The sequence below is a fragment of the Paraburkholderia sp. J12 genome, assembly GCF_905220215.1.
Lineage (GTDB): Bacteria > Pseudomonadota > Gammaproteobacteria > Burkholderiales > Burkholderiaceae > Paraburkholderia.
In genome coordinates, this window is record NZ_CAJMZC010000001.1 from 611,357 (window position 1) to 634,412 (window position 23,056).

The window sequence follows — 23,056 nt, forward strand, 5'->3', positions numbered from 1 at the left end:
AGCCAACAAGAAGCGAATTAATGGCAGAGCAACAAGTCGTCCATGCGCCGCTGCAAGGCGCGCAGCTCGTGATCGGCACCGTCGCCGTGTCGCTCGCGGTGTTCATGAACGTGCTGGACACCTCGATCGCCAACGTGTCGATTCCGTCGATCTCGGGCGACCTCGGGGTGTCGTCCGACCAGGGCACGTGGGTCATTACGTCCTTCGCCGTGGCCAACGCGATCTCGGTGCCGCTCACGGGCTGGCTTTCCGACCGCATCGGCCAGGTGCGCCTCTTCATGGCGTCGATCGTGCTGTTCGTGATCTCGTCGTGGATGTGCGGCCTCGCGCCCACGCTGCCTTTCCTGCTCGCCTCGCGCGTGCTGCAAGGCGCCGTGGCCGGCCCGATGATCCCCCTCTCGCAGACGCTGCTGCTCGCGAGCTATCCGCGCGCCAAGGCGCCCATCGCGCTCTCGATGTGGTCGATGACCACGCTGATCGCGCCGGTGGCCGGGCCGATTCTCGGCGGCTGGATCTCGGACAACATCTCGTGGCCGTGGATCTTCTACGTGAACATCCCGGTGGGGATCGTCGCCGCATTCGCCACGTGGGCGATTTTCCGCAACCGCGATTCGGTCGTGAAGAAGGCGCCGATCGACGGCGTGGGCCTCGCACTCCTCATCATCTGGGTGGGCTCGCTCCAGGTGATGCTCGACAAGGGCAAGGACCTCGACTGGTTCTCCTCGACCACGATCGTCGTGCTCGCGCTCACCGCGGTCATCTCGTTTGCGTTCTTCGTGGTGTGGGAGCTGACCGAAAAGCATCCGGTGGTCGATCTCTCGCTCTTCGCGCGGCGCAACTTCACGGGTGGCACGATCGCGCTCTCCGTGGGCTACGGCCTCTACTTCGGCAATCTCGTGCTGCTGCCGCTGTGGCTGCAGACCGACATCGGCTACACGGCGACCGACGCGGGGCTCGTGATGGCGCCGGTGGGCTTCTTCGCGATCCTGCTTTCGCCGCTCACGGGCCGCATCCTGCCGCGCACCGACCCGCGCTACATCGCGACGGCGGCTTTCGTGGTGTTCGCGCTGTGCTTCTGGATGCGCTCGCGCTATACGACCGGCGTGGACACGTGGGCCCTCACGCTGCCGACGCTGATCCAGGGCATCGGCATGGCGGGGCTCTTCATCCCGCTCGTCTCGATCACCTTGTCGGGCCTTCCGGGCAACCGGATTCCGGCGGCATCGGGTCTTTCGAATTTCGTGCGGATCATGTGCGGCGGCATCGGCACCTCGATCTTCGAGACCGCCTGGGACCACCGCACGACGTATCACCACGCGCGTCTCACGGAAGTCGCCACGCCGACCAACCCGATCTTCAACCAGTCGATCCAGCAGATGCAGAACACGGCCGGCCTCGATACGTCGCAGGCGCATGGGCTCTTCGACCGCATGCTGTCGCAGCAGGCCGCGCAGCTCGGCGTAAACGACCTGTTCTTCATTTCGTCGGTGATCTTCATCGTGCTGATCGCGCTGATCTGGATCACGCGGCCCGAGCGCACGAGCAGCGCCGACGCGGGTGCGGCGGCATCGGCGGCACACTGAGGTGTCCAACGCGGCGACAGGTGTAAGCGCCGCGCGCTGACTACAAAAAAGGCACGGCCGGTTTGAACGACAAACCGGCCGTGCCTTTTTTGCGCGTCTTCCAGCGTGCGACGCTTACGATGCCGCGCCGCTCACCACGAGCCGCTCGGGCGCCAGCACGCCGTTCGCGGCCTTCGCGACGCCCAGCAGGCGTGCGTCGTCGCCATACACCCGCACGCGCTCCGCGCTTTCCCATTGGGCACGATCACCTGCCAGTTCGTGCAGCGGCAGCCGCTGGCCGTGCGTGAAGCGTCGCGCAGCCTCGGCGTCCAGCGTCACGGCCGGGAAGGTCGACAGCAGCGCATCGACCGGTTGCAGCCAGGCATCGCGCGCGGCCTCGTCGGCGGCCGTGAGTGCATCGAGCGTCACGGCATGGTTAAGCGTGAGCGCGCCCACGCCGGTTCGCCGCAGCATCACGAGATGGGCCCCGCAGCCGAGCGCCTCGCCGATATCCTCGGCCAGCGTGCGCACATAGGTGCCTTTGCTGCACGTCACGCGGAACGTCACGTCGGGCAACGCGCAGGCGATCATCTCGAGCACGAGGATCGTGACCCGGCGCCCTTCCCGCTCGACCACCTGGCCCGCACGCGCGTATTCGTAGAGCGGCTTGCCGTCGCGCTTGAGCGCCGAGTACATCGGCGGCACCTGCACGATCTCGCCGACGAACTTCGTCATCGCCTCGCGCACGGCCGCTTCGTCGCAGCGAACCTCGCGCGTTTCGATCGCTTCGCCTTCGGCATCGCCCGTTGCCGTGCGGATGCCGAGGCGCATCGTCGCCTCGTAGGTCTTGTCGGCGTCGAGCAGATCCTGGGAGAACTTGGTGGCCTCGCCGAAACACAACGGCAGCAGTCCCGAGGCGAGCGGATCCAGCGTGCCGGTGTGGCCTGCCTTCTTCGCACGAAGAAGACGTTTCGCGCGGATCAGCGCGTCGTTGCTGGAGAGGCCAACCGGTTTGTCGAGCAACAGCACGCCGTCGATCAGTCGCCGTGGGATCTTGGGTGGGGCCGCCTTAGGTCGTGCCGCGGCCGGTGGAGCAGAGGAGGAAGAGGCAGTCATGTCGAACAGGAAAAACCAGCGGGGCGCGGCGAACTCATCCGCCGCCTGGCGGCGGATGACATGCGCTCACCCGAAAAGCGGGCCGCCGCGCGGCATTAAGCGGCATTAAGCGTCGTCGTCCTTCGCGCGAGTCGAATTGGCCTCGTCGATGAGGCGCGACATCTCGACGGCACGCTCGACCGTCTTGTCGTAGTGGAAATGCAGCGTCGGCACGGTGTGGATGTGCAGGCGCTTGAAGAGCAGGTTGTGCAGATGGCCCGCCGCGTGGTTGAGCGCGTCCTGGGTTGCCTGCGGGTCGCCCGTGAGCGTCGTGAAATACACCTTGGCGTGCGCGTAGTCCGGCGTCAGCTCGACGCTCTGGATCGTCACGAGGCCGATGCGCGGGTCCTTCACTTCGCGCGACACGAGTTCGGACAGATCGCGCTGGATCTGGTCCGCGATCTGTACGTTGCGATTCGGAGAGGAACGCTTTTTGGTCATGATTTATCCACCCTCTTGCAAAAAAACAAACGGGCGGAGCCGGCCAGCGCCCGCCCCGCCCGCATTGCGTAGCGCCTGAGAATTACAGGGTACGCGCGACTTCGGTGATCTCGAACACCTCGAACTGATCGCCTTCGACGATGTCGTTGAAGTTCTTGATCGACATACCGCACTCGAAGCCCTGCTTGACTTCCTTGACGTCGTCCTTGAAGCGCTTGAGCGAGTCGAGTTCGCCGGTATGGATGACCACGTTGTTGCGCAGCACGCGCACCGACGACGAACGCTTGACGATACCGTCCGTGACCATACAGCCCGCCACGGCGCCGACCTTCGGCACCTTGAAGACCGCACGCACTTCGACCATACCGGTCACGACTTCGCGCTTCTCCGGCGCCAGCATGCCCGACATCGCCGCCTTCACCTCATCCACTGCGTCGTAGATGATGTTGTAGTAGCGGATGTCCACGCCGTTCGCCTCGGCCAGCTTGCGGGCCTGAGCATCGGCGCGCGTGTTGAAGCCGATGATGACCGCCTTCGAAGCCGTGGCCAGGTTGACGTCGTTTTCGCTGATGCCGCCCACCGCGCCGTGCACGATCTGCACGCGCACTTCGCTCGTCGAGAGCTTGAGGAGCGCGTGAACCAGCGCTTCCTGCGAACCCTGCACGTCGGCCTTGACGATGAGCGGCAGGTTCTGCACTTCGCCTTCGCCCATCTGCTCGAGCATGTTCTCGAGCTTCGCGGCCTGCTGCTTCGCGAGCTTGACGTCGCGGAACTTGCCTTGACGGAACAGCGCGATTTCGCGCGCCTTGCGCTCGTCCGGCAGGACGATGACTTCCTCGCCCGCCGCCGGCACTTCCGACAGACCCTGGATTTCGACCGGAATCGACGGACCGGCTTCCTTCGTCGGCTTGCCCGTCTCGTCGAGCATCGCGCGCACGCGGCCGTAGGCGCTGCCTGCGAGCACGACGTCGCCGCGGTTCAGCGTACCCGACTGCACGAGCACGGTGGCGACCGGACCCTTGCCCTTGTCGAGCTTCGCTTCGATCACGATGCCCTTGGCCGGCGCTTCGACCGGTGCCGTCAACTCCAGCACTTCGGCTTGCAGCAGCACGTTTTCGAGCAGATCGTCGATGCCCGCGCCGGTCTTCGCCGACACCGGCACGAACGGCGAATCGCCGCCGTACTCTTCCGGCACGACGCCTTCGGCGACGAGCTCCTGCTTCACGCGGTCCAGATTCGCATCCGGCTTGTCGATCTTGTTGATCGCCACGACGAGCGGCACGCCGCCCGCCTTCGCGTGCGCGATCGCTTCCTTCGTCTGCGGCATCACGCCGTCGTCGGCCGCGACCACCAGAATGACGATGTCGGTTGCCTTCGCACCGCGCGCACGCATGGCCGTGAAGGCCTCGTGACCCGGCGTGTCGAGGAAGGTGATGACGCCACGCGGCGTTTCGACGTGATACGCGCCGATGTGCTGCGTAATGCCGCCGGCTTCGCCCGCTGCGACCTTCGCGCGGCGGATGTAGTCGAGCAGCGAGGTCTTGCCGTGGTCGACGTGACCCATGACGGTAACGACCGGCGGACGCGGCAGTTGCTCTGCGTCCACAGCCGTTGCCTGGCCTTCGACCAGCAGCGCTTCCGGATCGTCCAGCTTCGCGGCAACGGCGCTGTGGCCCAGTTCCTCGACGATGATCATCGCCGTTTCCTGGTCCAGCATCTGGTTGATGGTGACCATCTGGCCCATCTTCATCATCACCTTGATGACTTCCGACGCCTTCACGGACATCTTGTGCGCGAGGTCGGCCACGGTGATGGTTTCCGGCACGTGCACTTCACGCACGATCGGCTCGGTCGGCGCCTGGAACGACGAAGCGCTGTCCTGGTGCTTGCCGCGGCCCTTCGGGCCGCCGCGCCAGCCGCGGTCCACGCCGCCCGACGAATCGCCGCGCGTCTTGATGCCGCGACGCTTCGCGGCGTCGTCCTGCCAGCCGCCCTTGCCGGCACCCGGCTTCTTGTTGCGGTCGCCCGCGCCGGCACCCGGTGCCGACGGCGCGGTCGCCGACGGAGCCGCTGCCGTTGCGGGACGCTTCGCCGCGGCGCCTGCACCGGCTGCCGGGCGCGCCGCGCCTTCGGGACGCGCCGGCTTGTGCAGCGTGCCCTTCGCTTCCGCGGGCTTCGGTGCCTCGACCGGCTTGGGCGGCTCGGGCGCCTTCACCTGCGCCTTGCGCGGCGTGTTCATCATTTCGCGGATCGCGCGCGCTTCGGCTTCGGCAGCCGCGCGGCGGCGTGCGATCTCGTCCTGTTCCTTCTGCGCCTTTTCAGCGGCTTCGCGTGCAGCAGCCTCGGCCTTCTGGGCCGCTTCGCGCTGCGCCGCGCGCTCGGCGGCGGCGCGCTGCTCTTCCTGCTGGTCCTGCTGCTCCTGCTTTGCCTGTGCCTCGGCGGCGTTGCGCTCGGCCTCGACCGCCTGGGCGGCCAGCTCGCGCGCAGCCGTTTCAGCCACGCTCTTCTTCTTCGCGGCTTCTTCCTCGGCGCGGCGGCGCTCGGCTTCGGCAGCCTCTTCGCGTGCGCGGCGCTCGGCCTCTTCAAGCGCGAGACGCTCCTGGCGCTCCTTCAACTCCTGAGCCTGGCGCTCGAGCAGTTCGGCCTCGCGGCGCGCTTCTTCCTCGCGGCGCTGCAGCTCCGCCTCTTCGGCGGCAGCGGCTGCGTCGGCGGCATGATTCGATGCCTCCGCCTCACCGGCGGACTCGTCGCGGCGGACGAAAGTGCGCTTCTTGCGCACCTCGACCTGAATGGTGCGAGCCTTACCCGTCGAATCGGACTGCTTGATTTCCGACGTATGCCGTTTCGTCAGCGTGATCTTGCGCTTGTCTGCATCAGTCGAGCCGTGAGACTTGCGCAAGTGGTCGAGCAGACGCGCCTTGTCCGTTTCGGACAAGGAGTCGGCTTCGCTCGCTTTCGTGACGCCTGCTGCCTGCAGCTGCTCCAGCAGCACGCCTGCAGGCATTTTCAGTTCCGCGGCAAATTGGGCTACGTTGTTACTCGCCATTCATTCCTCTTAATGCAAGGAGCGATTCCTTGCGGTTGACATCGGTTCATGCGGCCCCGGCACCCGCTCATGGGCGGCGTGCCGGCCGCGATTGGTTCAGTGGGTCATGGTCGCTTCCTGCTCGTTCGCCACCGGCTTCAGGCCTGTTGCCAGGTCATTGAAACCAGTGTTCACGTGCCTTCATGATCAACGCTTTCGCGTTGTCCTCTTCCATCCCCGTCATTTCGGTGAGCTCGTCCACGGCCAGCTCGGCGAGCTCGTCGCGGGTGTGAATCTCGTGCTGCGCCAGCTTCGCCAGCAGATCGGCGTCGATACCGTCGAGGCTCTTCAGGTCGAGCGCGGCGCTTTCCACCTTCTCTTCGTTGGCGATAGCCTGCGTGAGCAGCGCGTCGCGCGCGCGGTTGCGCAACTCATGCACGGTGTCCTCGTCGAACGCCTCGATCTCGAGCATCTCGTTCAGCGGCACGTAGGCGATCTCTTCGAGGCTCGTGAAGCCTTCGTCGATCAGGATGTCGGCGACTTCTTCGTCAACGTCGAGGCGCGCCATGAACAGGTCGCGCAGCACCGTGCGCTCCTGGTTCTGTTTCTGCGCGCTTTCGTCCGGCGTCATGATATTGATCTGCCAGCCGGTGAGTTCGCTGGCAAGACGCACGTTCTGGCCGCTGCGGCCAATGGCGACCGCAAGCTCGCTCTCGTCCACGACGACATCCATGGCGTGCTTTTCCTCGTCGACGACGATGGATTGCACGGCTGCAGGCGCGAGCGCGCCGATGACGAACTGGGCGGGATCTTCCGACCATAGCACGATGTCCACGTTTTCGCCACCGAGCTCGTTGCGCACGGCCTGCACGCGCGAACCGCGGATGCCGACGCAAGTGCCGATCGGGTCGATACGCTTGTCGTAGGCCACCACGCCGATCTTGGCGCGCACGCCCGGATCGCGGGCGGCTGCCTTGATCTCGAGAAGCCCCTGCTCGATTTCCGGCACTTCCATTTCGAAGAGCTTCATCAGGAACTCGGGCGCCGTGCGCGAGAGTTCGATCTGCGGGCCGCGCGCCGTGCGATCGACCTTGCCGATCCAGGCGCGCACGCGGTCGCCCACGCGCAGGTTTTCCTTCGGAATGAGCTGGTCGCGACGCAGGAGCGCTTCGACACGGCCCGATTCGACGATGAAGTTGCCCTTGTCCATGCGCTTGACCGTGCCGGTCATGATGCTTTCGCCGCGCTCGAGGAAGTCGTTCAGGATCTGCTCGCGCTCGGCGTCGCGCACCTTCTGCAGGATCACCTGCTTGGCGGCCTGCGCGCCGATGCGGCCGAACTCGACCGAGGGCACCGGCTGCTCGATGAAATCGTCGATCTGGGCGTCGGGCTTCTGCTCGCGCGCCTCGAACAGCAGGATCTCCTGATCCGGCTCCTGCAGGCCCGCTTCGTCCGGCACGACGCGCCAGCGGCGGAACGTCTCGTGCTCGCCGCTTTCGCGGTCGATCTGCACGCGGATGTCCGCATCTTCGTCGAAGAGTTTCTTGGAGGCGGACGCCAGCGCCGCTTCAAGGGCGGCAAACACCACGTCCTTGTCGACATTCTTCTCGCGTGCCAGCGCGTCCACCAGCATCAACACTTCGCGACTCATTGTTTGCGGCTCCTAAAGTCAACTTTGGGGACAAGGCGTGCTTTGTCGATGTCCGCGAGCGTGAAATCCAGCATCGCGGGACCTGCCTTCCCTTCGAATTCCAGACCGATGGTTTCGCCTTCGGGCGCATGCACGATGCCCCGGTACGATTTCCGTCCGTCCAATGGCTTTTTCAACGTGATGACCGCTTCGCAGCCTGCGAAGCGTTCGAAGTCCGCGAGCTTCTTCAGCGGACGGTCGAGACCGGGCGACGATACTTCGAGCCGCTCGTAGTCGATGTTTTCGACGGTCAGAACGTGCTGCAGCTGACGCGTGACCTTCTCGCAATCCTCGATCGCGATGCCGGCCGGCTGATCAATGTAGATCGTCAGCATGCCGCGCCCGGTGCGCTCGAGATCGACCAGCTCGTAACCGAGCCCGGTGACCGTGGTTTCAATCAGTTCCGTCAGTTGCACTATGCCTGCTCCAGATATTCGCGCGAGAGGCCAGCAACTGACTGAGGTTCCTCAGTTTCCACTCCGGTTCCAGCCAGGTTCCGGATTTGCAGGCCGCGCGCCAGATGAGCGCGCGCTCCTGCACTTTGCCCAACCCCATGGATGACGCACCTCGCATAAGCCGGCGCTGCTGCCGTTGCCCGCTATTTGCCGTTGTCCGCTATTGCCAATCCGCTGCTGCCAGACTCAATCGGCCGGACCAAAAAAAAATGGGCGAAACGCCCATCTTCTTTTATTGCCAAGGTGGTCGCACCTGGGGCGCAAATCAAAGCCGCACGCCCAGCGACTTCGTGATTCTAGCCTTTTTTTGACGCCAACGCAAACCAGACGGCGCTAAATGCCTGTCTGGAAAGGGTTGACGGGCAGATTGACGACCGCAGCGCGCTGCTCTAATCAAGGTACCGGCGGCCGTCTTTGCGGGTGCCCTGCCGCTCGCGACAAAGCCTCCCCAGGCAGACGCTTTAATGGCCGCGCGTGCGGTTGCGCGGCGTGCCGCGCTGGCCGCCCCGGTTGTTACCCGGTCCCCGGTTGCCGTTCGCATTGCCGCTGCTGCTGTTACCGTTGCCATTGCCATTGGCATTGCCCCCCGGAGCGCCGCGGCGGTTGCCGTTGGCAAAGCCTCCGCTCGCGCGCTTGCCGCTGGCCGGCGCACGATTGCCATCGACCTCACGGCCGGGGCGATTGCCGTTGCGGCCACCACCAGGCCCGCCGCCCATGCCCGCGCCGAAACCACCCGCACCCGACCCGAAACCGCCGCCGGCCGCACCGCGGCGACCCTGACGCGGCTGCGCCATGGCGCCGTGCGAACTCAGCACCGGTTCACGGTTGATGAAGCCCATCGAGGTCTGCATCGGATCCGGCTGACGGCGCTCCTGCGCATTGCCGCCACGGCCGCCCTTCTCTTCGGCCGGCGCCTTCAGACCCACCGCCGCCATCAGGCTGCGCACCTGGTTGTCCTCGAGCTCTTCCCAGCGGCCGCGCTTGAGGCCTTTCGGCAGCGCGATCGGGCCGTGGCGCGTGCGGATCAGGCGGCTTACCATCAGGCCGACCGCTTCGAACATTCGGCGCACTTCGCGGTTGCGGCCCTCGGCCAGCGCCACGTGGTACCAATGATTCGTGCCTTCGCCGCCGCCGTCGCGGATGCGCAGGAAGTTCGCCGGGCCGTCGTCGAGCTCGATGCCCTTGAGCAGCTTCTGGCGGTTCCCCTCGGAAAGCTCGCCGACCACGCGCACCGCGTACTCACGCTCCACGCTATAGCGCGGATGCATGAAGCGGTTGGCCAGATCGCCCGAGGTCGTCAGCATCAGCAGACCTTCGGTGTTGAAGTCCAGACGGCCGACGGCCAGCCACTTCGCGGTCTTCATCGACGGCAGGCGGTCGAACACCGACGGACGGCCTTCCGGATCGGCATGGCTCACGATTTCGCCGGTCGGCTTGTGGTAGAGCAGCACGCGCGGCGGCTTGTTCGCCAGCTTGCGCTTGATCGGCTTGCCATTCACGCGGACCTGGTCGGTCGGCAGGATGCGCTGGCCGATGTGCGCCGGTTCGCCGTTCACGGAAACGCGGCCCGCTACGATCAGCTCTTCCATGTCGCGGCGCGAGCCCATGCCCGCGTCGGCAAGCACCTTGTGCAGCTTCGGCGCGTCGTCGTCCGCGCTCAGCACGCGCTTGGGCTGCTGCGCGTGGCCGCGGCGCAGCATCGGCGCACGCACGCCGGAACCCGCGGAATTGTCGGCGTCGAAGGCCGGCGACGTGACGTACAGGAACAGATCGTCCTGCGCGCCCTCGCCCGATGCGGCCTGAGCCTGACCTCGATTCTGCCCTGCGCGCCCTTTGCCCTCGCCCTGGCGCCCCTTGCCTTCGCCCTGACGGCCCTTCGGGCCCTTGCCCGCGGGCTTCGCAGCCTGCGGCTGTGCGGGCTCGGCGCCCGGCGCCGCTTCCTTGCGGCGGCCCGGTTTCTTCGCGCCGCCTTCCTTGCGCGGCGCACGCGCCGGCGCGGCCGCCTCGCCCTCCGGCGGCGTTTCGACGGCAACGTTCTCGCCTTCGCCCGGCGCCGCATCGGCAGCCTTGGTCTTCGCCCCCGCGCGGCGGCGCGCGATCAGGCTGCGCGGCCCGCGGCGCAAACCGCGGCGCGGACGGTCCTCGCCTTCGCCACCCTCGGCGGCAACGCCTGCCGCTTCGCGCTCACGCGGTTCGTCGGCATGCGCGGAGGCCGCGCGGCGCGATGATTCGGACGCGTCGGTCGAATCGGTGTCGTGGATATCAGTCAAAACAACCTCAAAATGTCAGGTTGCGCGCCCCCTTGCGGGGCGCGTCAAGTGCTTGTTACGTCAGACGCCGCGATGAGCGGCTTCGTTGCCCGTCGTCGAAACGGGGTCGTTCTGCGCCGCGTCGCAGCGGCGTTCGTGTTCGTTTCAGCTATCGCTTTCGGGCGTGGCGACCGGGTACGGCCAATACGCCTTCTGCGCGGCGAGCTCGTTCTGCCCGGCGCGAGGGGCCGCCTCGCGTGCTTCGGGTTGCGGCTTCGCGCCTGCAATGCTTGCGGCGCGCGCCTCGTCCTGGTTGACTGCGCTTTCGCCGCGCCTCTCGCCACTTTCGCCGGCCCCGTGTTCGTCGGCTGCGATACTGTCGTGCTGCACAGCATGAGCCTCAGTCGTGACTTCGGGCTGCGCGGTTTCGAGAGCGTCTGCCGAGTCCGTCACGCCGGCTTCGGCGGGCTCATCGACTTCATGAGCCACCTGATCCGACTGAGCCTCTTGCACCGCTTCGATCTGAGACGGTGCAGCCGACTCCCCGGCATCTGGATCAGATGCCGCTTCGGCAGCCTCGGGCACCTGCGCTTCATCTGCCTCGGCAACATCGTCCGCAACCGGGTCTGCAGACGGCGCTTCGCCGCCCAGACCCGCCGCGAACAATTGCGCCGCTTCGCTCTCCGGAAACTCGATGGCGTGCTGTGCGAGCAACTGCTCGCCGATCTGCGCCGACGGGTCGTCGAGCGGCGGCAGCTCGTCGAGCGCCTTCAGTCCGAGATCATCGAGAAAATGCCGCGTCGTCGCATACAGCGCCGGGCGGCCCGGCACGTCGCGATGACCGATCACTTCGATCCAGTTGCGATCCTCGAGCTGCTTGACGACCTGCGTGTTGACCGTGACGCCGCGAATTTCCTCGATATCGCCCCGCGTGACCGGCTGCCGGTACGCGATGATCGCAAGCGTTTCGAGCACCGCGCGCGAATAACGCGGCGGCTTTTCGGGGTGCAGGCGGTCCAGATAGGTCCGCATCGCGGGTTTGCTCTGGAAGCGCCAGCCGGACGCGAGGCCCACCAGTTCCACGCCGCGCCCGGACCATTCTTCCTTCAGGTCTTCGAGCAGGTGGCGGACCGTGTCGGCCGAAATGTCGTCGGCGAACAGTTTGCGCAGCTCGCCGATTTTCAGCGGCTCCTGCGTGCAGATCAATGCAGTCTCGAGGACGATCTTCGCCTCTTGGGTATTCATGCAGCCAGGTCAGACCTTAAGTCGGGTTCAAGGAACCGGATCAGACAGAGACGATATGGAACTGGAGACGCGCTCGCCCGATTCTGATCGGTCATATTGATGGGAGCACGCACCGGGGGGCCGCAATACAGGCAAACAGGCAATCGAGCCAGACCCAGCCGGACGGAGCAGCGAAATTCCCGCAGGGAATCGCGTGACTGAGCGCCATATTACGCAAAAACCACGGGTGCGTAAAGACGCCCGCCCGGCGCACGCCGAACGCCACCGCCCGACTCATGCGGCGAGCATGGCGCGTGCGTTCAGCGGCCCGCGCGTGCCTCCAGATAGCCCGCCAGGCGTTCCACGCCGGCGTCGAGCCGTGCGGGGTCGCACGCGTAACACCAGCGCACGAAACCCTCGCCCTCGGGGCCGAAAGCGCTGCCGGGTGCGAGCCCGAGGCCCGCGTCGCGCACGAGCGCCTTGCAGAGTTCGAGGCTGTTCTGTGCGCCGGGAAGCCGGAAAAACAGGTACATCGCGCCATGCGGCACTTTGACGTCGACGCCCGGCAGGCGCGCGAGCGCCGCCGCCAGATGGTCGCGCGAAGCCCGCAGATCCGCGACGAGCGCGCGCGTGAACGGCTCGCCGTGCTCGACGGCAGCGATCCCGGCCTGCTGCACGAACGACGGCGCACACGAGGTGTTGTACTCCACCAGCTTGCCGAGATCGTCCATCAGCGCGCGCGGCGCAACCATCCAGCCCAGCCGCCAGCCCGTCATCAGCCAGGCTTTCGAGAAAGAATTGACGCAAATCAGGCGCTCGTCGCGTGAGGCGAGATCGAGGAAGGACGGCGCCGTCCGGCCGCCCGCTTCACGCCCACTTACGCCCTCGCCGGCGCAATCGTCTGCGTAATAAAGACGTTCGTACACCTCGTCTGCCACGATCCAGATGCCGTGGCGCCGGCAGTGATCGAGCACCGCGCGCTGCTCCTCGCGCGTCATGACCCAGCCGGTCGGATTGTTCGGCGAATTGATCATGAGGAGCTTCGTGCCCGGCTTCAGCGCGGCGAGCAGGCGTTCGAGGTCGAGCGCCCAGCCCCGTTCGCCGTAAACGAGCGGCACGGTCTCGACCGTGGCGCCGAGAATCTTCGGAATCTCGACGAGATTCGGCCACAGCGGCGTCACCGCCACGGCGCGGTCGCCCGCGCCCGTCACCAGTTGCGCGGCGAGCATCAGCGCGTTCACGCCGGCGCTCGTCACCGCCACGTTGTCCGCCGGCGTCGCTCCGTGCAAGTCGCTCACGTAGCGCGCAAGCGCCTCGCGCAACGGCGCGATGCCGAGATTGTGCGTGTAGAAGGTGTCGCCGCGCCCGAGCGCCTCGGCGGCCGCCTCGCGGATGAAAGGCGGCGTCACGCGATCCGACTCGCCGAACCAGAACGGCAGCACATCCGGCACGCCGAAACCCGCATTCGCGACCTCGCGTATCTGCGACGAACGCAGCGCGCGCACGGCCTCGCGCGCGTTCGGCAAGTCGGGCACGGGCGGCATGGGCATGCCGGGCGAGAGTGGGTCGGCGTGAGTCATCGTGAATCGGGCAAGGGTGAAAAACCGCAGTGTAGCGCGCGCACCACACAGACGAAGCCGAAGCTCACAACCGAAGCTAAAACCGCAGCCAACCGAAGCCCCGCTCTAGCCGAGTTCCTCGGGATGGCTGCCGACCTGCCGGATCAACGCCCAGACGGCCTCCGCGGCGGGCGATAGCGAGCGATCGCGGCGCCGCACCAGCTCGACGGTGCGTTTCGCGCGCGGCAACAGCGCGCGCGCCACGAGCGACGACCCCGCCGGCACCGGCAGCGCGAGCCAGGGCAGCACGCTGATCCCCACGCCCGCCTCCACGAGCCCGAACACCGTGGCCGAATGGCCGAGCTCTTGCACCACGGGCGCCCGCACGCCGTGCTCGCTCATCACCGCGTCGATCAGCGGCCGGCTGCCCGACGCGTAATCGAGCATGACGAGCCGCTCGCCGTCGAGCTCGCGCCAGCCCACCTGCTCGCGCCGCGCCAGTGCGTGATCGCGGCGCACCACCACGCAGAACGAGTCGGTCGTGAGCGCCTCGGTTTCGAGGTCGTCCGCCGCAAAGGGCCCGATGATCACGCCGAAATCGACCTCGCCGGAGCGCACCTTGTGCACGACGTCGCTCTGCACGTCGTCGCGCAGTCCGAGCGTGACGTAGGGAAATTGCCGGCCGCAGTCGGCCACCACTTGGGGCATCAGGCGGCAGGCGACGGTCGGGCTCGCCGCCACCACCACACGCCCGCGCCGCTGCTCGCCGATCTCGCGTATCTCGCGCAGGGCATCGTCGAGATCGCTGATCAGGCGCGAAATACTCGCGATCAGATTGGCGCCGACGTCCGTCAGCTGCACCTCGCGCGTCGTCCGGTCGACGAGGCGCACGCCGATCTCCGCCTCCAGCTCGCGCACGCAGCGGCTCACCGCCGACTGGGTGAGCCCGATCTGGTCGCCCGCGCGGCTGAAGCTCGCGAGGCGCGCCACCTCGATAAACACCCGCAACTGCCGCAGCGTCACATTCATCGCTCGAACTCATCAATCAGGATTTTTCATGCGATTTTATGCCAGTTATCGCTCAAATCGTTGCGCGGCAGTGAACCGTGGCGCCGATTATTCGCCGCAGTGCAGCAATACGGCGCAAACGCACGCCTGGCGGGCCTGATTGCACAAGATTGGTGATTCTCCCGATTTCCGGGACATGCGTTTTCGAGTCGAATACGCCCCTGGCAAGCACCCGCGCGGGCTTGATGCCACGCGGCTCCGAGACGAAAGCGTACGAGTTGGCACGCTTCTCGCATAAGGGCATGCACAGGATCGGCGGACGGTCCGGAAACGATACACAACCGGCCCGCCTCGAGATCCCGCCTGGTACCCCGCCCTCCGGACGGGAGTCCATGAAGAGTGCGCAGCGCGGGGCAGCGCACCGGAGATAGCTTCGCTGAGGTGAATGACATGATGCTGTTCGACGATTTGAGAGACAACGAATGGGCGCTGGTCGAGGCGTTGTTCTGTGCGGAACCCGCACGGAGCGAGCGGCGCGGACGGCCTCGCGTCGAAGCGCGTGCTGTGGTCAACGCCGTGCTGTGGGTCCTGTCGACGGGAGAAGGCTGGTCCAAGCTGCCGGGCCGCTATCCCTCGCCGCCGACCTGCCGCCGCCGCTTCGACGAGTGGCAGGCTGACGGCACCCTCGCCGAAATCGTGAAGCGCCTTGGCACGAGCGGCCGCGAGATTTCGCTGCGCGGCCGGATCGGTGCAACAGCGACCAAGCCGCCGGCACCGCCGAGCCGGGACCGCCTGCGCGGTGCGTTCTGGACCAACCCGGAGTCGTGGCGCGCCCCGGTCAAGATGGCCTGAGCACCGGCCTTCGAGCTGTCTCCGGCCGGGCGCCACGCGTGCCCGGCCACGCCTGACTTCTCTCGCGGCGCCGATGCAACCCGTGCCTTTGCGGGCAGAGCCGCCCTCTTCTGGTGCTGCTGGACTCCTCTGAGAGTCGTGCACTCCGCCGCCGCCTTCCCCGGTCGAGAGGCAGGCGAAACATCTATTTACCAATATTTACAGCTTCCTTTCGCTGCCGGCGTTACGGTAGACCCATGTCTACAAACGCCGAGAACCCGGTTTGACGGGAGACCGTCATGCAATCCGTGAGACCGCTCATCCGGGGCAGCATGGCTTCACTGTCCACCCTCGCCCTCTCCTGTGCCGTTGTCGCCGCGCTGGCCGCGGCGCTCGTGCCGGCCAATGCCGCAGCCCAGCCTCAACGCCCTGACGGCGGAGGCTGGAACGCTCCGCGTGCCGGCGGCTGGCCGCCCACGGGCGCCCATCTGCGAGGCGGCCCCAGTCCCGCGGTGCCACGCGGCGATCTGCGCGCCGACATCGCCGACAATGCGCGCCAGCGCCCACCCCCACCGCGACCGGAACCGCCAGCGCCGCCGCGCCACTAAATTCGCCAACCAGGCTTGCCCCAGCCATGCCCGGGCGCGGGTGAACCCCTCGACGTCGATGTAAACCCTCATCGTTTCGCGGGCACTTCGCGGGAACCCCGGCCCCTTGGCCGAGGTCTACTCAAAGCCATTAAGCACAGCGTGGCAGCAGTAATTCCGGTAAGCCCGTATCGTCCGATACGGGCTTTTTTTTGGCGCACGCGGATCGAAGCACGGCCAAAGACCGCGCCGGCGCGGCGCATGCGATGCGCCGCGTCACAGCCGCAACGGTCTATTAGCGTCTACTGGCGGGCGGCAACGCCGGCTTGCGGCACACCCCGCGCCGAATAGCCGGCGACGCGGTGTGCAGGCCATTGGAGCGAGCGCTCGTCGCGCGCAAGACGCGCAAATTCGGCGCGGCCGAGATCGGTGAGCACAGCGATATCGACAGGGGCGTGGAAACCGGGCGCAGGTGCCACGGTGCGCTGCCGCACCGTCTCCATCAGGCCAAGATCGCGAAGATATTGAAAGACTTCGGGACGCCGCGCCCACGGGACCTGCCGATACTGCACCCGCCGCAACGCTTCGAGCACTGCTTCGTTGGAATACGTGGTCATCTCACTTCTTTCTTAAAATGCAGCCATCCAGCGATGCGTGCGCCCCAAACGGAAAGGGCGGCCTGCCGCTGCCGACCGTCGATGCGCGCGCCCCGCCAGAGCAAACAGACGGGACCGCGAGGTTGTCCGGGTCCCCGAGAAAGCGTCAAGGACGCTTCCGGCACGACTGCGCGGCGCCACGCTCGCGACGCATGGGCGCAGGTGCTTTTCCCGGAAATGATACGTTACCTCATTCAAATTGATTTTATTCGTTTTCCTCGCCGCTTTTCTGCTCCTCTTCGCCGTGTGGCGGCGGGGGCGTGCATTCGTCGCCGTCGCGGGCATCGTGCTCTTCTGGCTACTGGCGTCCGGCTGGCTCACCGGTCCGCTGCTCGATTTCGCCCAGCCTCCGATGTATCGCACTCCCTATGACCCGGCGAAGCCGCTACCCGTCAGGTACTTCGGCACGCACACGACCATCGTGGTGTTGGGAGGCGGCACGCACGTGAACGACGCAGGCGTGCTGGTGCCGCGGCGCGACGTGTATGCGCGGCTCGCGACGGCCGCTTCGCTTTACCACCGTTGCCGGGAAGCCAAGGTAAAAGCAGAAGCACGCGCGGACGGCGTTTGCCGCGTGATCGTGAGCGGCGGCAACCCCGAGCATCACGCCGCCACCGAAGCCGATACCTACGCACCGTATCTTCTGCGTGCCGGCGTCGCACCGGCCGACCTCGTGCTGGAAAACACGAGCCTGACCACGTGGCAAAACGCCCGCAACGTGACCCGGCTCCTTGCGCCCGGCCTGGCCGGCACGGGCGACACGAGCGGCGCCGGCAGCACCGGCGACACCCTCCTGCTCGTGACCTCGGCCTATCACATGCCGCGCGCGCTGCTCGACTTCCGGCGCTTCGGCGCCGACCCGGTGCCGGTCGTTGCCGGCATGCGCCGTGCGGTCACCGGCTGGGCGCCGCGTCTCGTCAATCTCGAGAGCGCGCAAACGGCGCTGCACGAGCTTATTGGTATCGCGCAGTTTCATGTCTATCGCATGATCGGCTGGTTCTGACGTCGTCGTTTTGCGACATCGAGGCGTAACAAGATGTAACGGTGCGCATCCAGAATTACGCGATGTCATCTGGAGCGTATATTTGCTCATTAGAATGGCATGGCCATTCCGCCTCGCCAGGCACCGGCTGGGTCCATAAACCGCTTCCACGGAGATAGTGATGAAAAAAGTGTCCCTCGCAGTCCTGATTTCGCTTTCTGCCCTGACGGGAGCCGCCTATGCACAGGACGAAAACGGCATCACGATGAGCACCGATCCGCAAAAGGCCGCAGATATCGAACAACGCGCACAAGACCTTCAGGCACGGCAAGAGGCCGCCCCGGCCCCCATGCACATGATGAAGGAACACGGCAAGCCGCATCACCACAAGAAGCCGGTTCAGTAAGGCGGCGCGCTTAACGTTCACTTTGCGGCCACTTGGCAGCTCAATTCGCGGCTCAATTCGCGGTGCGCGCTGGCAGCACGCTTTAGCAGCGCGCCTTTGCAGCGCTCAGGCCGCGAAGACGATCAAGCCGATGCCCGGACAACCGGCATCGGCTTTTTTATTGCCAGATGGCCGGTGCACGCTGAACGAGGTTCTGTACGGCAGGTCGGGAACGGCCCGCGCGCGGTATGCTAAAGTCGCGCACCTCGAATTGACCCAGCCATTGACCCAGTAACGGTGCGCCCCTCGCGCGGAGAACAGAATGAGCAACATTCAGCTCGATATCGAATGGACGGAAGCGGCATCCCGCAAGATCGAAAAATTGATGCCGCGCGGCGGCAAGCAGGACGCCTTCCTTGCCCTGCCCCCCGTCGAATGCCTGCCCATGGAGGGTGACGTGCTGTTCCTCGGACCCGAGGGCAAGCAGCAACCGTTCATCGTCGCGGAGCGCCAGTACCACCACGAAGGCGATGCCGACTGGACCATCATCCTGATTCTCGACGTGCCCGATACGACGCACTGAGTGACGCACTGAGCCACGCACCGGGCGGCACATTGTGGCCGCCCTCGCGCGGCGCGGGAGACAAGGCGCGCTGCCGGCGCGCCGGCTCCCTCACAGCCTCCTCACTCCGCCACCCGCCGGCGCCCCGCCTTCACCTCGCCATGACGCGCCTTGCCGTCGAGACGCCGCAACTTCGAAGCACGCGTCGGCCGGGTCGGCACACGCGCCTTGCGCGTCACGCTCACGCTCGCAATCAGTTCGTCGAGCCGCGCCAGCGCCGCAACCCGGTTCTGCTCCTGCGTCCGGTACTCCTGTGACTTGATCACGACCACGCCCTCGCTCGTAATCCGCCGGTCGGACAACGCGAGCAGGCGCATCTTGAGCACCTCGGGCAACGAGGAGGCGCGGATATCGAAGCGCAAATGGATCGCACTCGACACCTTGTTGACGTTCTGGCCACCGGCGCCTTGCGAGCGTACGGCGACCAGTTCGACTTCATGCGGGGCGACGGCGTAGCGGAGTGTCATGGCAACGGGGGGGACATGGGGCGGATCACCCGCGAGTGTCGCACAGCCGCACGCAGCCGGGCACGCGCGTTGCTGGATCCATGGCTCGATACATTCCCCGCCGCGGGAACACGGTTTGCCGATCCGTCACCGTTCGGCCATACTTCGACCATCACGACGCTCATCCTCTTGCCATGAAGCTGCGCCCGGCATTCGTCGCCGAACTGGCGGTCAACCTGCTCCTGCCCTGGGTCGCATACCGCCTCGCCCTTCCACATTACGGCGAAGTGGGCGGCCTGATCGCATCGGCGATTCCGCCGGTTGCCTGGAGCATCGTCGAGCTCGTGCGCTTTCGGCGCATCGATGCGCTCGCCGCCATCGTGCTGCTCGGCATCGTCCTCTCGCTGCTTGCCATGGCGTTCGGCGGCGGCCCGCGCGTGCTGCTGATGCGCGAATGCCTCGCCTCGGGCGCGATCGGCGTCACCTTCCTCGCCTCGCTGCTCGCGCGCCGCCCGCTCGTGTTCTACCTCGCGCGCGCGACCGTCGCGCGCGAAACACCCGAAGGCGTCGCGCGCTTCGAGATGCTCTGGGCCGAGCGCCGCGAGTTCGCCTCCGCCATGCGCATGCTCACCGCCGTCTGGGGATTCGGCCTGACCGCCGACGCGGCGCTGCGCACCTGGCTCGCCGCCACCTGGCCGATCGAGCGCTTCCTCGTCGTCTCGCCGATCCTCGGCTACGGCTTATTCGGCGGCCTCCTCGCCTGGACCTTCTGGTATCGCACGCGCATGCGGCGCATCCGCGGCACCCACGGGCTGCTGGGCGACCCGACGGCCTGAGATTCGCGCGCGCCGCCCCTTCACCCCCATTCGACCGGCGCACACCGGCACCCGCAAGGCAGACACAGGCGCTCAGAACGCCGGCGAAATCAGTTAGACTCACCGCCATTCCGCGGCGCACCGTCCGCTTTCGCAACCCCACCGGCAGTCGATGCGCTATTCGGTAGAAATCCGCAAATTCCTCTATAGCCAGTACTTTTACGGCGGACTGCGCATCGCGGTCGGCATTTCGCTTCCCGCCGTACTGTGCCTGTTCGTCTTCGACAAGAGCGATCTCGGCTTCACCATCTCCACCGGTGCGCTCGGCGCCTGCGTGGTCGATATGCCCGGCCCGCTGAAGTACAAGCGCAACGAGATGCTTGCGTGCAGCGTGATCGGCTTTCTCGCCGCCTACGCCACCGGCCTCGCGACCGTGAATCCCGTCGCGCTTTGGGCCACCGTCGTGCCGCTCACCTTCGTGCTCTCGCTGATCGTGGTGTACGGCAACCGCTGGCCGCAGATCAGCTTCGCCACGCTCTTCATGATGGTGATGACGCTGGAGGACCACTTCACGCCGCACCAGGCGCTCATCAACGCCCTGTGGATCCTGCTGGGCGGGCTCTGGTACACCGGCTGGTCCACGCTCGTGAGCCAGCTCATGCTGGACCGCATCGAGCAGCAGGCCATCGCGGAGAGCGTGTTCGCCTGCGCCGACTACCTGCTTGCGCGCGCCCAGTTCTACGACCTCGACAACGATCTCGACGAGTGCTATCGCAACCTCGTCGCCAGGCAGATTGCCGCGGTGGAGCGCCAGGACGCCGCGCGCGACATCGTGCTGCGCAACCTGCCGAAGTTCAGGCGCGGCAAGCTCGATCCCAAACGCGCGACGCACTTCAACCTGTTCATCAACACGGTCGATCTGCACGAACTCTTCGTGGGAGCGCACACGGACTACCCGCTCGTGCGCAATACGTTCGGCGGCTCCGATCTGCTGATCTTCTACCGCGACCTGATCCGCAAGGCCGCCGCCGATCTCGAAGACATCGGCCTCGCCGTGCTGCAGAACGAGCCGCCGCGCACGAGCGTGAACGTCAAGGCCGAGCTGCGCGCGATCGAGTACGAACTCGAACTGCTCAAGAAGCGCGACCTCGCCCGCACCGACCCCGAGGCCTATGCGGCCATCTCGGCATCATTCAGGCGCATCTGGAGCGCCACGCGCCTGATCGACCGCATGCGCCGCAGCCTCACGAGCGAGGTGCCGCCTACCGAAACCGAGCTGCGCCTCGACGAAGCCCTGCAGCGCTTCGTCACGAACCGCCGCGTGCCGTATCTGCAGATCTTCTCGAACCTCACGATGGCCTCGCCGAGCTTTCGCCACGCGCTGCGCGTGACGATCGCGGTGGCCGTGGGCTTCTGGCTCGGGCGCCTCTTGCCGCTCACCAACGCCTACTGGATCGTGATGACGAGCATCATCATCCTGAAGCCCGGCTATTCGCTCACGCGCCAGCGCAACGCGCAGCGTATCGTCGGCACGCTGATCGGCTGCGCGGCGAGCGTCGCGCTGATCCTCATCGTGAAGCAGCCGCTCGTACTGCTCGTTTCGATGTTCGCGGCGATGGTGATGAGCTACAGCCTGCTGCTCTTCAACTACACGGCGAGCGTGGTGTTCACCTCGGCGTATGTGCTTCTGATGTTCCACCTGCTCGCACCGGGCGGCATGCGCATCATCGGCGAGCGCGCCATCGACACCGTGGTGGGCTGCATGATCGCCATCGGCGCGAGCCATCTGTTCCCGTACTGGGAATACCGGCTGATGGGCAAGCTCGTGAACGACATGATCGCCGCGACGCGCAAATATCTCGAAGCGAGCTGGGGATTCGCGGCCCGCGCCGCGCAGCCGCAGCCCGCGTTCGCGGGCGCGCCGGCGACCGAACCCGCCACGCCCGGCCTTGCACCGGGCCAGCCCGTTGCCGCGGTGGGCGCGAAAACAGGCGCACAAGGCAGCGCAGCACCGCCCACCGACTTCCGCTATCGCCTCGCGCGCAAGGACGTGCACGTGGCCTTCGCGAACCTGGGCCAGGCCTTCCAGCGCATGATGCTGGAGCCGAAGTCGGCACAGAAGTTCGTCGCAGAGCTCAACGATCTGCTGGTCCGCAGCCACGAGCTCGCTTCGCAGATCACGGCGGCGGCCCCGCTCCTGCGCGCGGCCGCCCGGCCCGGCCAGACCGTCGCGCTGGACGCGCTCGAACGGGCCATGACCTGCGTGCACGACAACCTCATCGCCGCGGAAGCCGGCACGCCCGCACCCGCCGATCAGATCGAGATGACGAAGCGCCTCACGCGCGATCTGGACACGATGGTCGTAGAAGCCGAACGTGCGCTCGGGCCGTCCGCCGAGTTCGCGCAGGAACTGAAGCTGCTTGCGCACCAGTGCAAGCAGATGGTCGCGGCGTCCTGGCTCATCCGCAAGGACGCCGGCGTGATCCGGCTGCCGCAGGCTTGAGCCTGCGGGCCGTGTCGAAAGAGGCGCGTTACTGGCCCGAACCCGCCGGGGGCGAGGCCGCTGAACTCGCCGCCGCACTGGCCGGCGGAGCCGGATTGGCCTCGTCGTACTCGCGCTTGCTGCGGATCGCGTTGAAGAGCAAGGTGAAGATCACGAAGAGCACCACCACCACGATGAACACGCCAAGGCCAAAGGTGGGATTCTTCTTGCGCGGATCGTTCATGGCTCGCCGGTTTGAGAGGAAGTAAGCGGACATTTTACGCCCCGGGGCCTTGCAGGCAGCTTGCACGGCGGCGGCATCACTCGGCGCGCACGGCCCGCACCGGCAGCGCCGTCGAATACTTGAGCTGCTCCATCGCAAAGCTCGAACTCACGTCGAAGAGCGGCACCGCGCGTATCAGTTGCTTGTACACCCGGTCGTAGTCGTCGATATCGGAGACGACCACGCGCAGCAGATAGTCGGTTTCGCCGCTCATGCGATAGGCCTCCACGATCTCGGGGATGTCCTGGATCGCGCGCGTGAAGCTCTGCGCCCAGGCCTCGGTGTGCTGGTTCGTGCGCACCGCGACGAACACGGTCGTCCCCACCCCCAGCTTCTTCGGGTCGCACAGCGCCACCTGCGCGCGAATCACGCCGGTTTCCTTGAGCCGCTGCACGCGCTTCCAGCATGGCGTTTGCGAGAGATTCACACGCTGCGCCAGTTCGGCAACCGGCATCGTGACGTCCTGCTGCAACAGCTCGACGAGCTTTCTGTCGATGATATCCATTTCCGCTCTTCCCCACATGTAGAAATTTATTCTATCCAGAGCCTGCAAGGGAAAATTATATGGAAACTCTTTCTCGACGCAAGCCGGTATAAAT

General features: G+C 66.2%; 19 protein-coding genes and 1 pseudogene. 7 read left to right on the plus strand and 13 right to left on the minus strand.

The features are described 5' to 3' along the window. The first annotated feature begins 20 nt into the window (after nt 1–20). Nucleotides 21–1,583, plus strand: a complete 1,563-nt coding sequence (locus U5760_RS02955; protein ID WP_322009490.1) for a DHA2 family efflux MFS transporter permease subunit — start codon at nt 21–23, stop codon at nt 1,581–1,583. 114 nt (nt 1,584–1,697) lie between these two features. Here U5760_RS02955 and truB read toward each other — a convergent pair whose 3' ends face one another. The 9 genes from truB to U5760_RS03000 form a co-directional block, all read right to left on the minus strand. Beyond that, nucleotides 1,698–2,678 carry a tRNA pseudouridine(55) synthase TruB gene (truB, locus tag U5760_RS02960; protein WP_322009492.1) on the minus strand — a complete coding sequence of 327 codons (981 nt, stop codon included), beginning with the start codon at nt 2,676–2,678 and terminating at the stop codon, nt 1,698–1,700. A gap of 105 nt (nt 2,679–2,783) precedes the next feature. Continuing rightward, nucleotides 2,784–3,158: a 30S ribosome-binding factor RbfA gene (rbfA, locus tag U5760_RS02965; RefSeq protein WP_028227181.1), complete on the minus strand. Its 375-nt coding sequence runs from the start codon at nt 3,156–3,158 to the stop codon at nt 2,784–2,786. Between the two features lie 82 nt (nt 3,159–3,240). After that, nucleotides 3,241–6,204, minus strand: coding sequence for a translation initiation factor IF-2 (gene infB / locus U5760_RS02970; protein ID WP_322009494.1), 2,964 nt, complete (start codon nt 6,202–6,204; stop codon nt 3,241–3,243). A gap of 154 nt (nt 6,205–6,358) precedes the next feature. Next, nucleotides 6,359–7,834: a transcription termination factor NusA gene (gene nusA / locus U5760_RS02975; protein WP_322009496.1), complete on the minus strand. Its 1,476-nt coding sequence runs from the start codon at nt 7,832–7,834 to the stop codon at nt 6,359–6,361. Further along, the gene (rimP, locus tag U5760_RS02980; protein ID WP_028212162.1) at nt 7,831–8,289 is read right to left on the minus strand and encodes a ribosome maturation factor RimP; all 459 of its coding nucleotides are present in this window, start codon (nt 8,287–8,289) and stop codon (nt 7,831–7,833) included. Before rimP ends, nusA begins: the two co-directional genes overlap by 4 nt. Nucleotides 8,290–8,789: 500 nt before the next feature. Next, nucleotides 8,790–10,598: a 23S rRNA pseudouridine(2605) synthase RluB gene (gene rluB, locus U5760_RS02985; protein ID WP_322009497.1), complete on the minus strand. Its 1,809-nt coding sequence runs from the start codon at nt 10,596–10,598 to the stop codon at nt 8,790–8,792. Nucleotides 10,599–10,742: 144 nt separating this feature from the next. Then, the gene (gene scpB / locus U5760_RS02990) at nt 10,743–11,822 is read right to left on the minus strand and encodes an SMC-Scp complex subunit ScpB (RefSeq protein ID WP_322009498.1); all 1,080 of its coding nucleotides are present in this window, start codon (nt 11,820–11,822) and stop codon (nt 10,743–10,745) included. A 299-nt stretch (nt 11,823–12,121) separates the two neighbouring features. Further along, on the minus strand, nt 12,122–13,381 hold the full coding sequence (locus tag U5760_RS02995) for a pyridoxal phosphate-dependent aminotransferase (RefSeq protein WP_322009499.1): 1,260 nt from the start codon (nt 13,379–13,381) through the stop codon (nt 12,122–12,124). 105 nt (nt 13,382–13,486) lie between these two features. After that, nucleotides 13,487–14,389, minus strand: a complete 903-nt coding sequence (locus tag U5760_RS03000) for a LysR family transcriptional regulator (protein WP_322009500.1) — start codon at nt 14,387–14,389, stop codon at nt 13,487–13,489. A 432-nt stretch (nt 14,390–14,821) separates the two neighbouring features. Here U5760_RS03000 and U5760_RS03005 point away from each other — a divergent pair. Beyond that, nucleotides 14,822–15,217 (plus strand): annotated as a pseudogene (locus U5760_RS03005) (transposase); the annotation flags it as partial. Nucleotides 15,218–16,088: 871 nt separating this feature from the next. Here U5760_RS03005 and U5760_RS03010 read toward each other — a convergent pair. Further along, the gene (locus tag U5760_RS03010; protein ID WP_322009501.1) at nt 16,089–16,403 is read right to left on the minus strand and encodes a hypothetical protein; all 315 of its coding nucleotides are present in this window, start codon (nt 16,401–16,403) and stop codon (nt 16,089–16,091) included. A gap of 238 nt (nt 16,404–16,641) precedes the next feature. Between U5760_RS03010 and U5760_RS03015 the strand changes: the two genes are divergently transcribed. The 3 genes from U5760_RS03015 (at nt 16,642) to U5760_RS03025 (ending at nt 18,392) form a co-directional block, all read left to right on the plus strand. Next, nucleotides 16,642–17,445: a YdcF family protein gene (locus U5760_RS03015; RefSeq protein ID WP_322009502.1), complete on the plus strand. Its 804-nt coding sequence runs from the start codon at nt 16,642–16,644 to the stop codon at nt 17,443–17,445. 160 nt (nt 17,446–17,605) lie between these two features. Then, nucleotides 17,606–17,830: a hypothetical protein gene (locus U5760_RS03020; RefSeq protein WP_322009503.1), complete on the plus strand. Its 225-nt coding sequence runs from the start codon at nt 17,606–17,608 to the stop codon at nt 17,828–17,830. A 301-nt stretch (nt 17,831–18,131) separates the two neighbouring features. Next, complete coding sequence (locus U5760_RS03025; RefSeq protein ID WP_322009504.1) at nt 18,132–18,392, plus strand: DNA-binding protein; 261 nt, start codon at nt 18,132–18,134, stop codon at nt 18,390–18,392. Between the two features lie 101 nt (nt 18,393–18,493). Here U5760_RS03025 and arfB read toward each other — a convergent pair whose 3' ends face one another. Beyond that, on the minus strand, nt 18,494–18,898 hold the full coding sequence (gene arfB / locus U5760_RS03030; RefSeq protein WP_322009505.1) for an alternative ribosome rescue aminoacyl-tRNA hydrolase ArfB: 405 nt from the start codon (nt 18,896–18,898) through the stop codon (nt 18,494–18,496). Nucleotides 18,899–19,071: 173 nt separating this feature from the next. On the opposite strand from arfB, the gene U5760_RS03035 reads away from it, so the two are divergent. After that, on the plus strand, nt 19,072–19,713 hold the full coding sequence (locus U5760_RS03035; RefSeq protein WP_322009506.1) for a VC0807 family protein: 642 nt from the start codon (nt 19,072–19,074) through the stop codon (nt 19,711–19,713). A 151-nt stretch (nt 19,714–19,864) separates the two neighbouring features. Next, entirely contained in the window at nt 19,865–22,195 is a 2,331-nt protein-coding gene (locus U5760_RS03040; RefSeq protein ID WP_322009507.1) for an FUSC family protein, read from the plus strand. Nucleotides 22,196–22,223: 28 nt separating this feature from the next. Here the strand turns inward: U5760_RS03040 and U5760_RS03045 are convergent, their stop codons facing one another. After that, nucleotides 22,224–22,418: a hypothetical protein gene (locus U5760_RS03045; protein WP_322009508.1), complete on the minus strand. Its 195-nt coding sequence runs from the start codon at nt 22,416–22,418 to the stop codon at nt 22,224–22,226. Between the two features lie 76 nt (nt 22,419–22,494). Then, complete coding sequence (locus U5760_RS03050; RefSeq protein WP_322009509.1) at nt 22,495–22,962, minus strand: Lrp/AsnC family transcriptional regulator; 468 nt, start codon at nt 22,960–22,962, stop codon at nt 22,495–22,497. Between the last annotated feature and the right edge of the window lie 94 nt (nt 22,963–23,056).

What these genes read in the sequence shown, in the direction of transcription:
- U5760_RS02955 (WP_322009490.1), top strand. Translation starts at nt 21, where the DNA reads ATGGCAGAGCAACAAGTCGTCCATGCGCCGCTGCAAGGCGCGCAGCTC.
- truB (WP_322009492.1), bottom strand. Translation starts at nt 2,678, where the DNA reads ATGACTGCCTCTTCCTCCTCTGCTCCACCGGCCGCGGCACGACCTAAG.
- rbfA (WP_028227181.1), bottom strand. Translation starts at nt 3,158, where the DNA reads ATGACCAAAAAGCGTTCCTCTCCGAATCGCAACGTACAGATCGCGGAC.
- infB (WP_322009494.1), bottom strand. Translation starts at nt 6,204, where the DNA reads ATGGCGAGTAACAACGTAGCCCAATTTGCCGCGGAACTGAAAATGCCT.
- nusA (WP_322009496.1), bottom strand. Translation starts at nt 7,834, where the DNA reads ATGAGTCGCGAAGTGTTGATGCTGGTGGACGCGCTGGCACGCGAGAAG.
- scpB (WP_322009498.1), bottom strand. Translation starts at nt 11,822, where the DNA reads ATGAATACCCAAGAGGCGAAGATCGTCCTCGAGACTGCATTGATCTGC.
- U5760_RS02995 (WP_322009499.1), bottom strand. Translation starts at nt 13,381, where the DNA reads ATGACTCACGCCGACCCACTCTCGCCCGGCATGCCCATGCCGCCCGTG.
- U5760_RS03000 (WP_322009500.1), bottom strand. Translation starts at nt 14,389, where the DNA reads ATGAATGTGACGCTGCGGCAGTTGCGGGTGTTTATCGAGGTGGCGCGC.
- U5760_RS03010 (WP_322009501.1), bottom strand. Translation starts at nt 16,403, where the DNA reads ATGACCACGTATTCCAACGAAGCAGTGCTCGAAGCGTTGCGGCGGGTG.
- U5760_RS03020 (WP_322009503.1), top strand. Translation starts at nt 17,606, where the DNA reads ATGAAAAAAGTGTCCCTCGCAGTCCTGATTTCGCTTTCTGCCCTGACG.
- U5760_RS03025 (WP_322009504.1), top strand. Translation starts at nt 18,132, where the DNA reads ATGAGCAACATTCAGCTCGATATCGAATGGACGGAAGCGGCATCCCGC.
- arfB (WP_322009505.1), bottom strand. Translation starts at nt 18,898, where the DNA reads ATGACACTCCGCTACGCCGTCGCCCCGCATGAAGTCGAACTGGTCGCC.
- U5760_RS03035 (WP_322009506.1), top strand. Translation starts at nt 19,072, where the DNA reads ATGAAGCTGCGCCCGGCATTCGTCGCCGAACTGGCGGTCAACCTGCTC.
- U5760_RS03040 (WP_322009507.1), top strand. Translation starts at nt 19,865, where the DNA reads ATGCGCTATTCGGTAGAAATCCGCAAATTCCTCTATAGCCAGTACTTT.
- U5760_RS03045 (WP_322009508.1), bottom strand. Translation starts at nt 22,418, where the DNA reads ATGAACGATCCGCGCAAGAAGAATCCCACCTTTGGCCTTGGCGTGTTC.
- U5760_RS03050 (WP_322009509.1), bottom strand. Translation starts at nt 22,962, where the DNA reads ATGGATATCATCGACAGAAAGCTCGTCGAGCTGTTGCAGCAGGACGTC.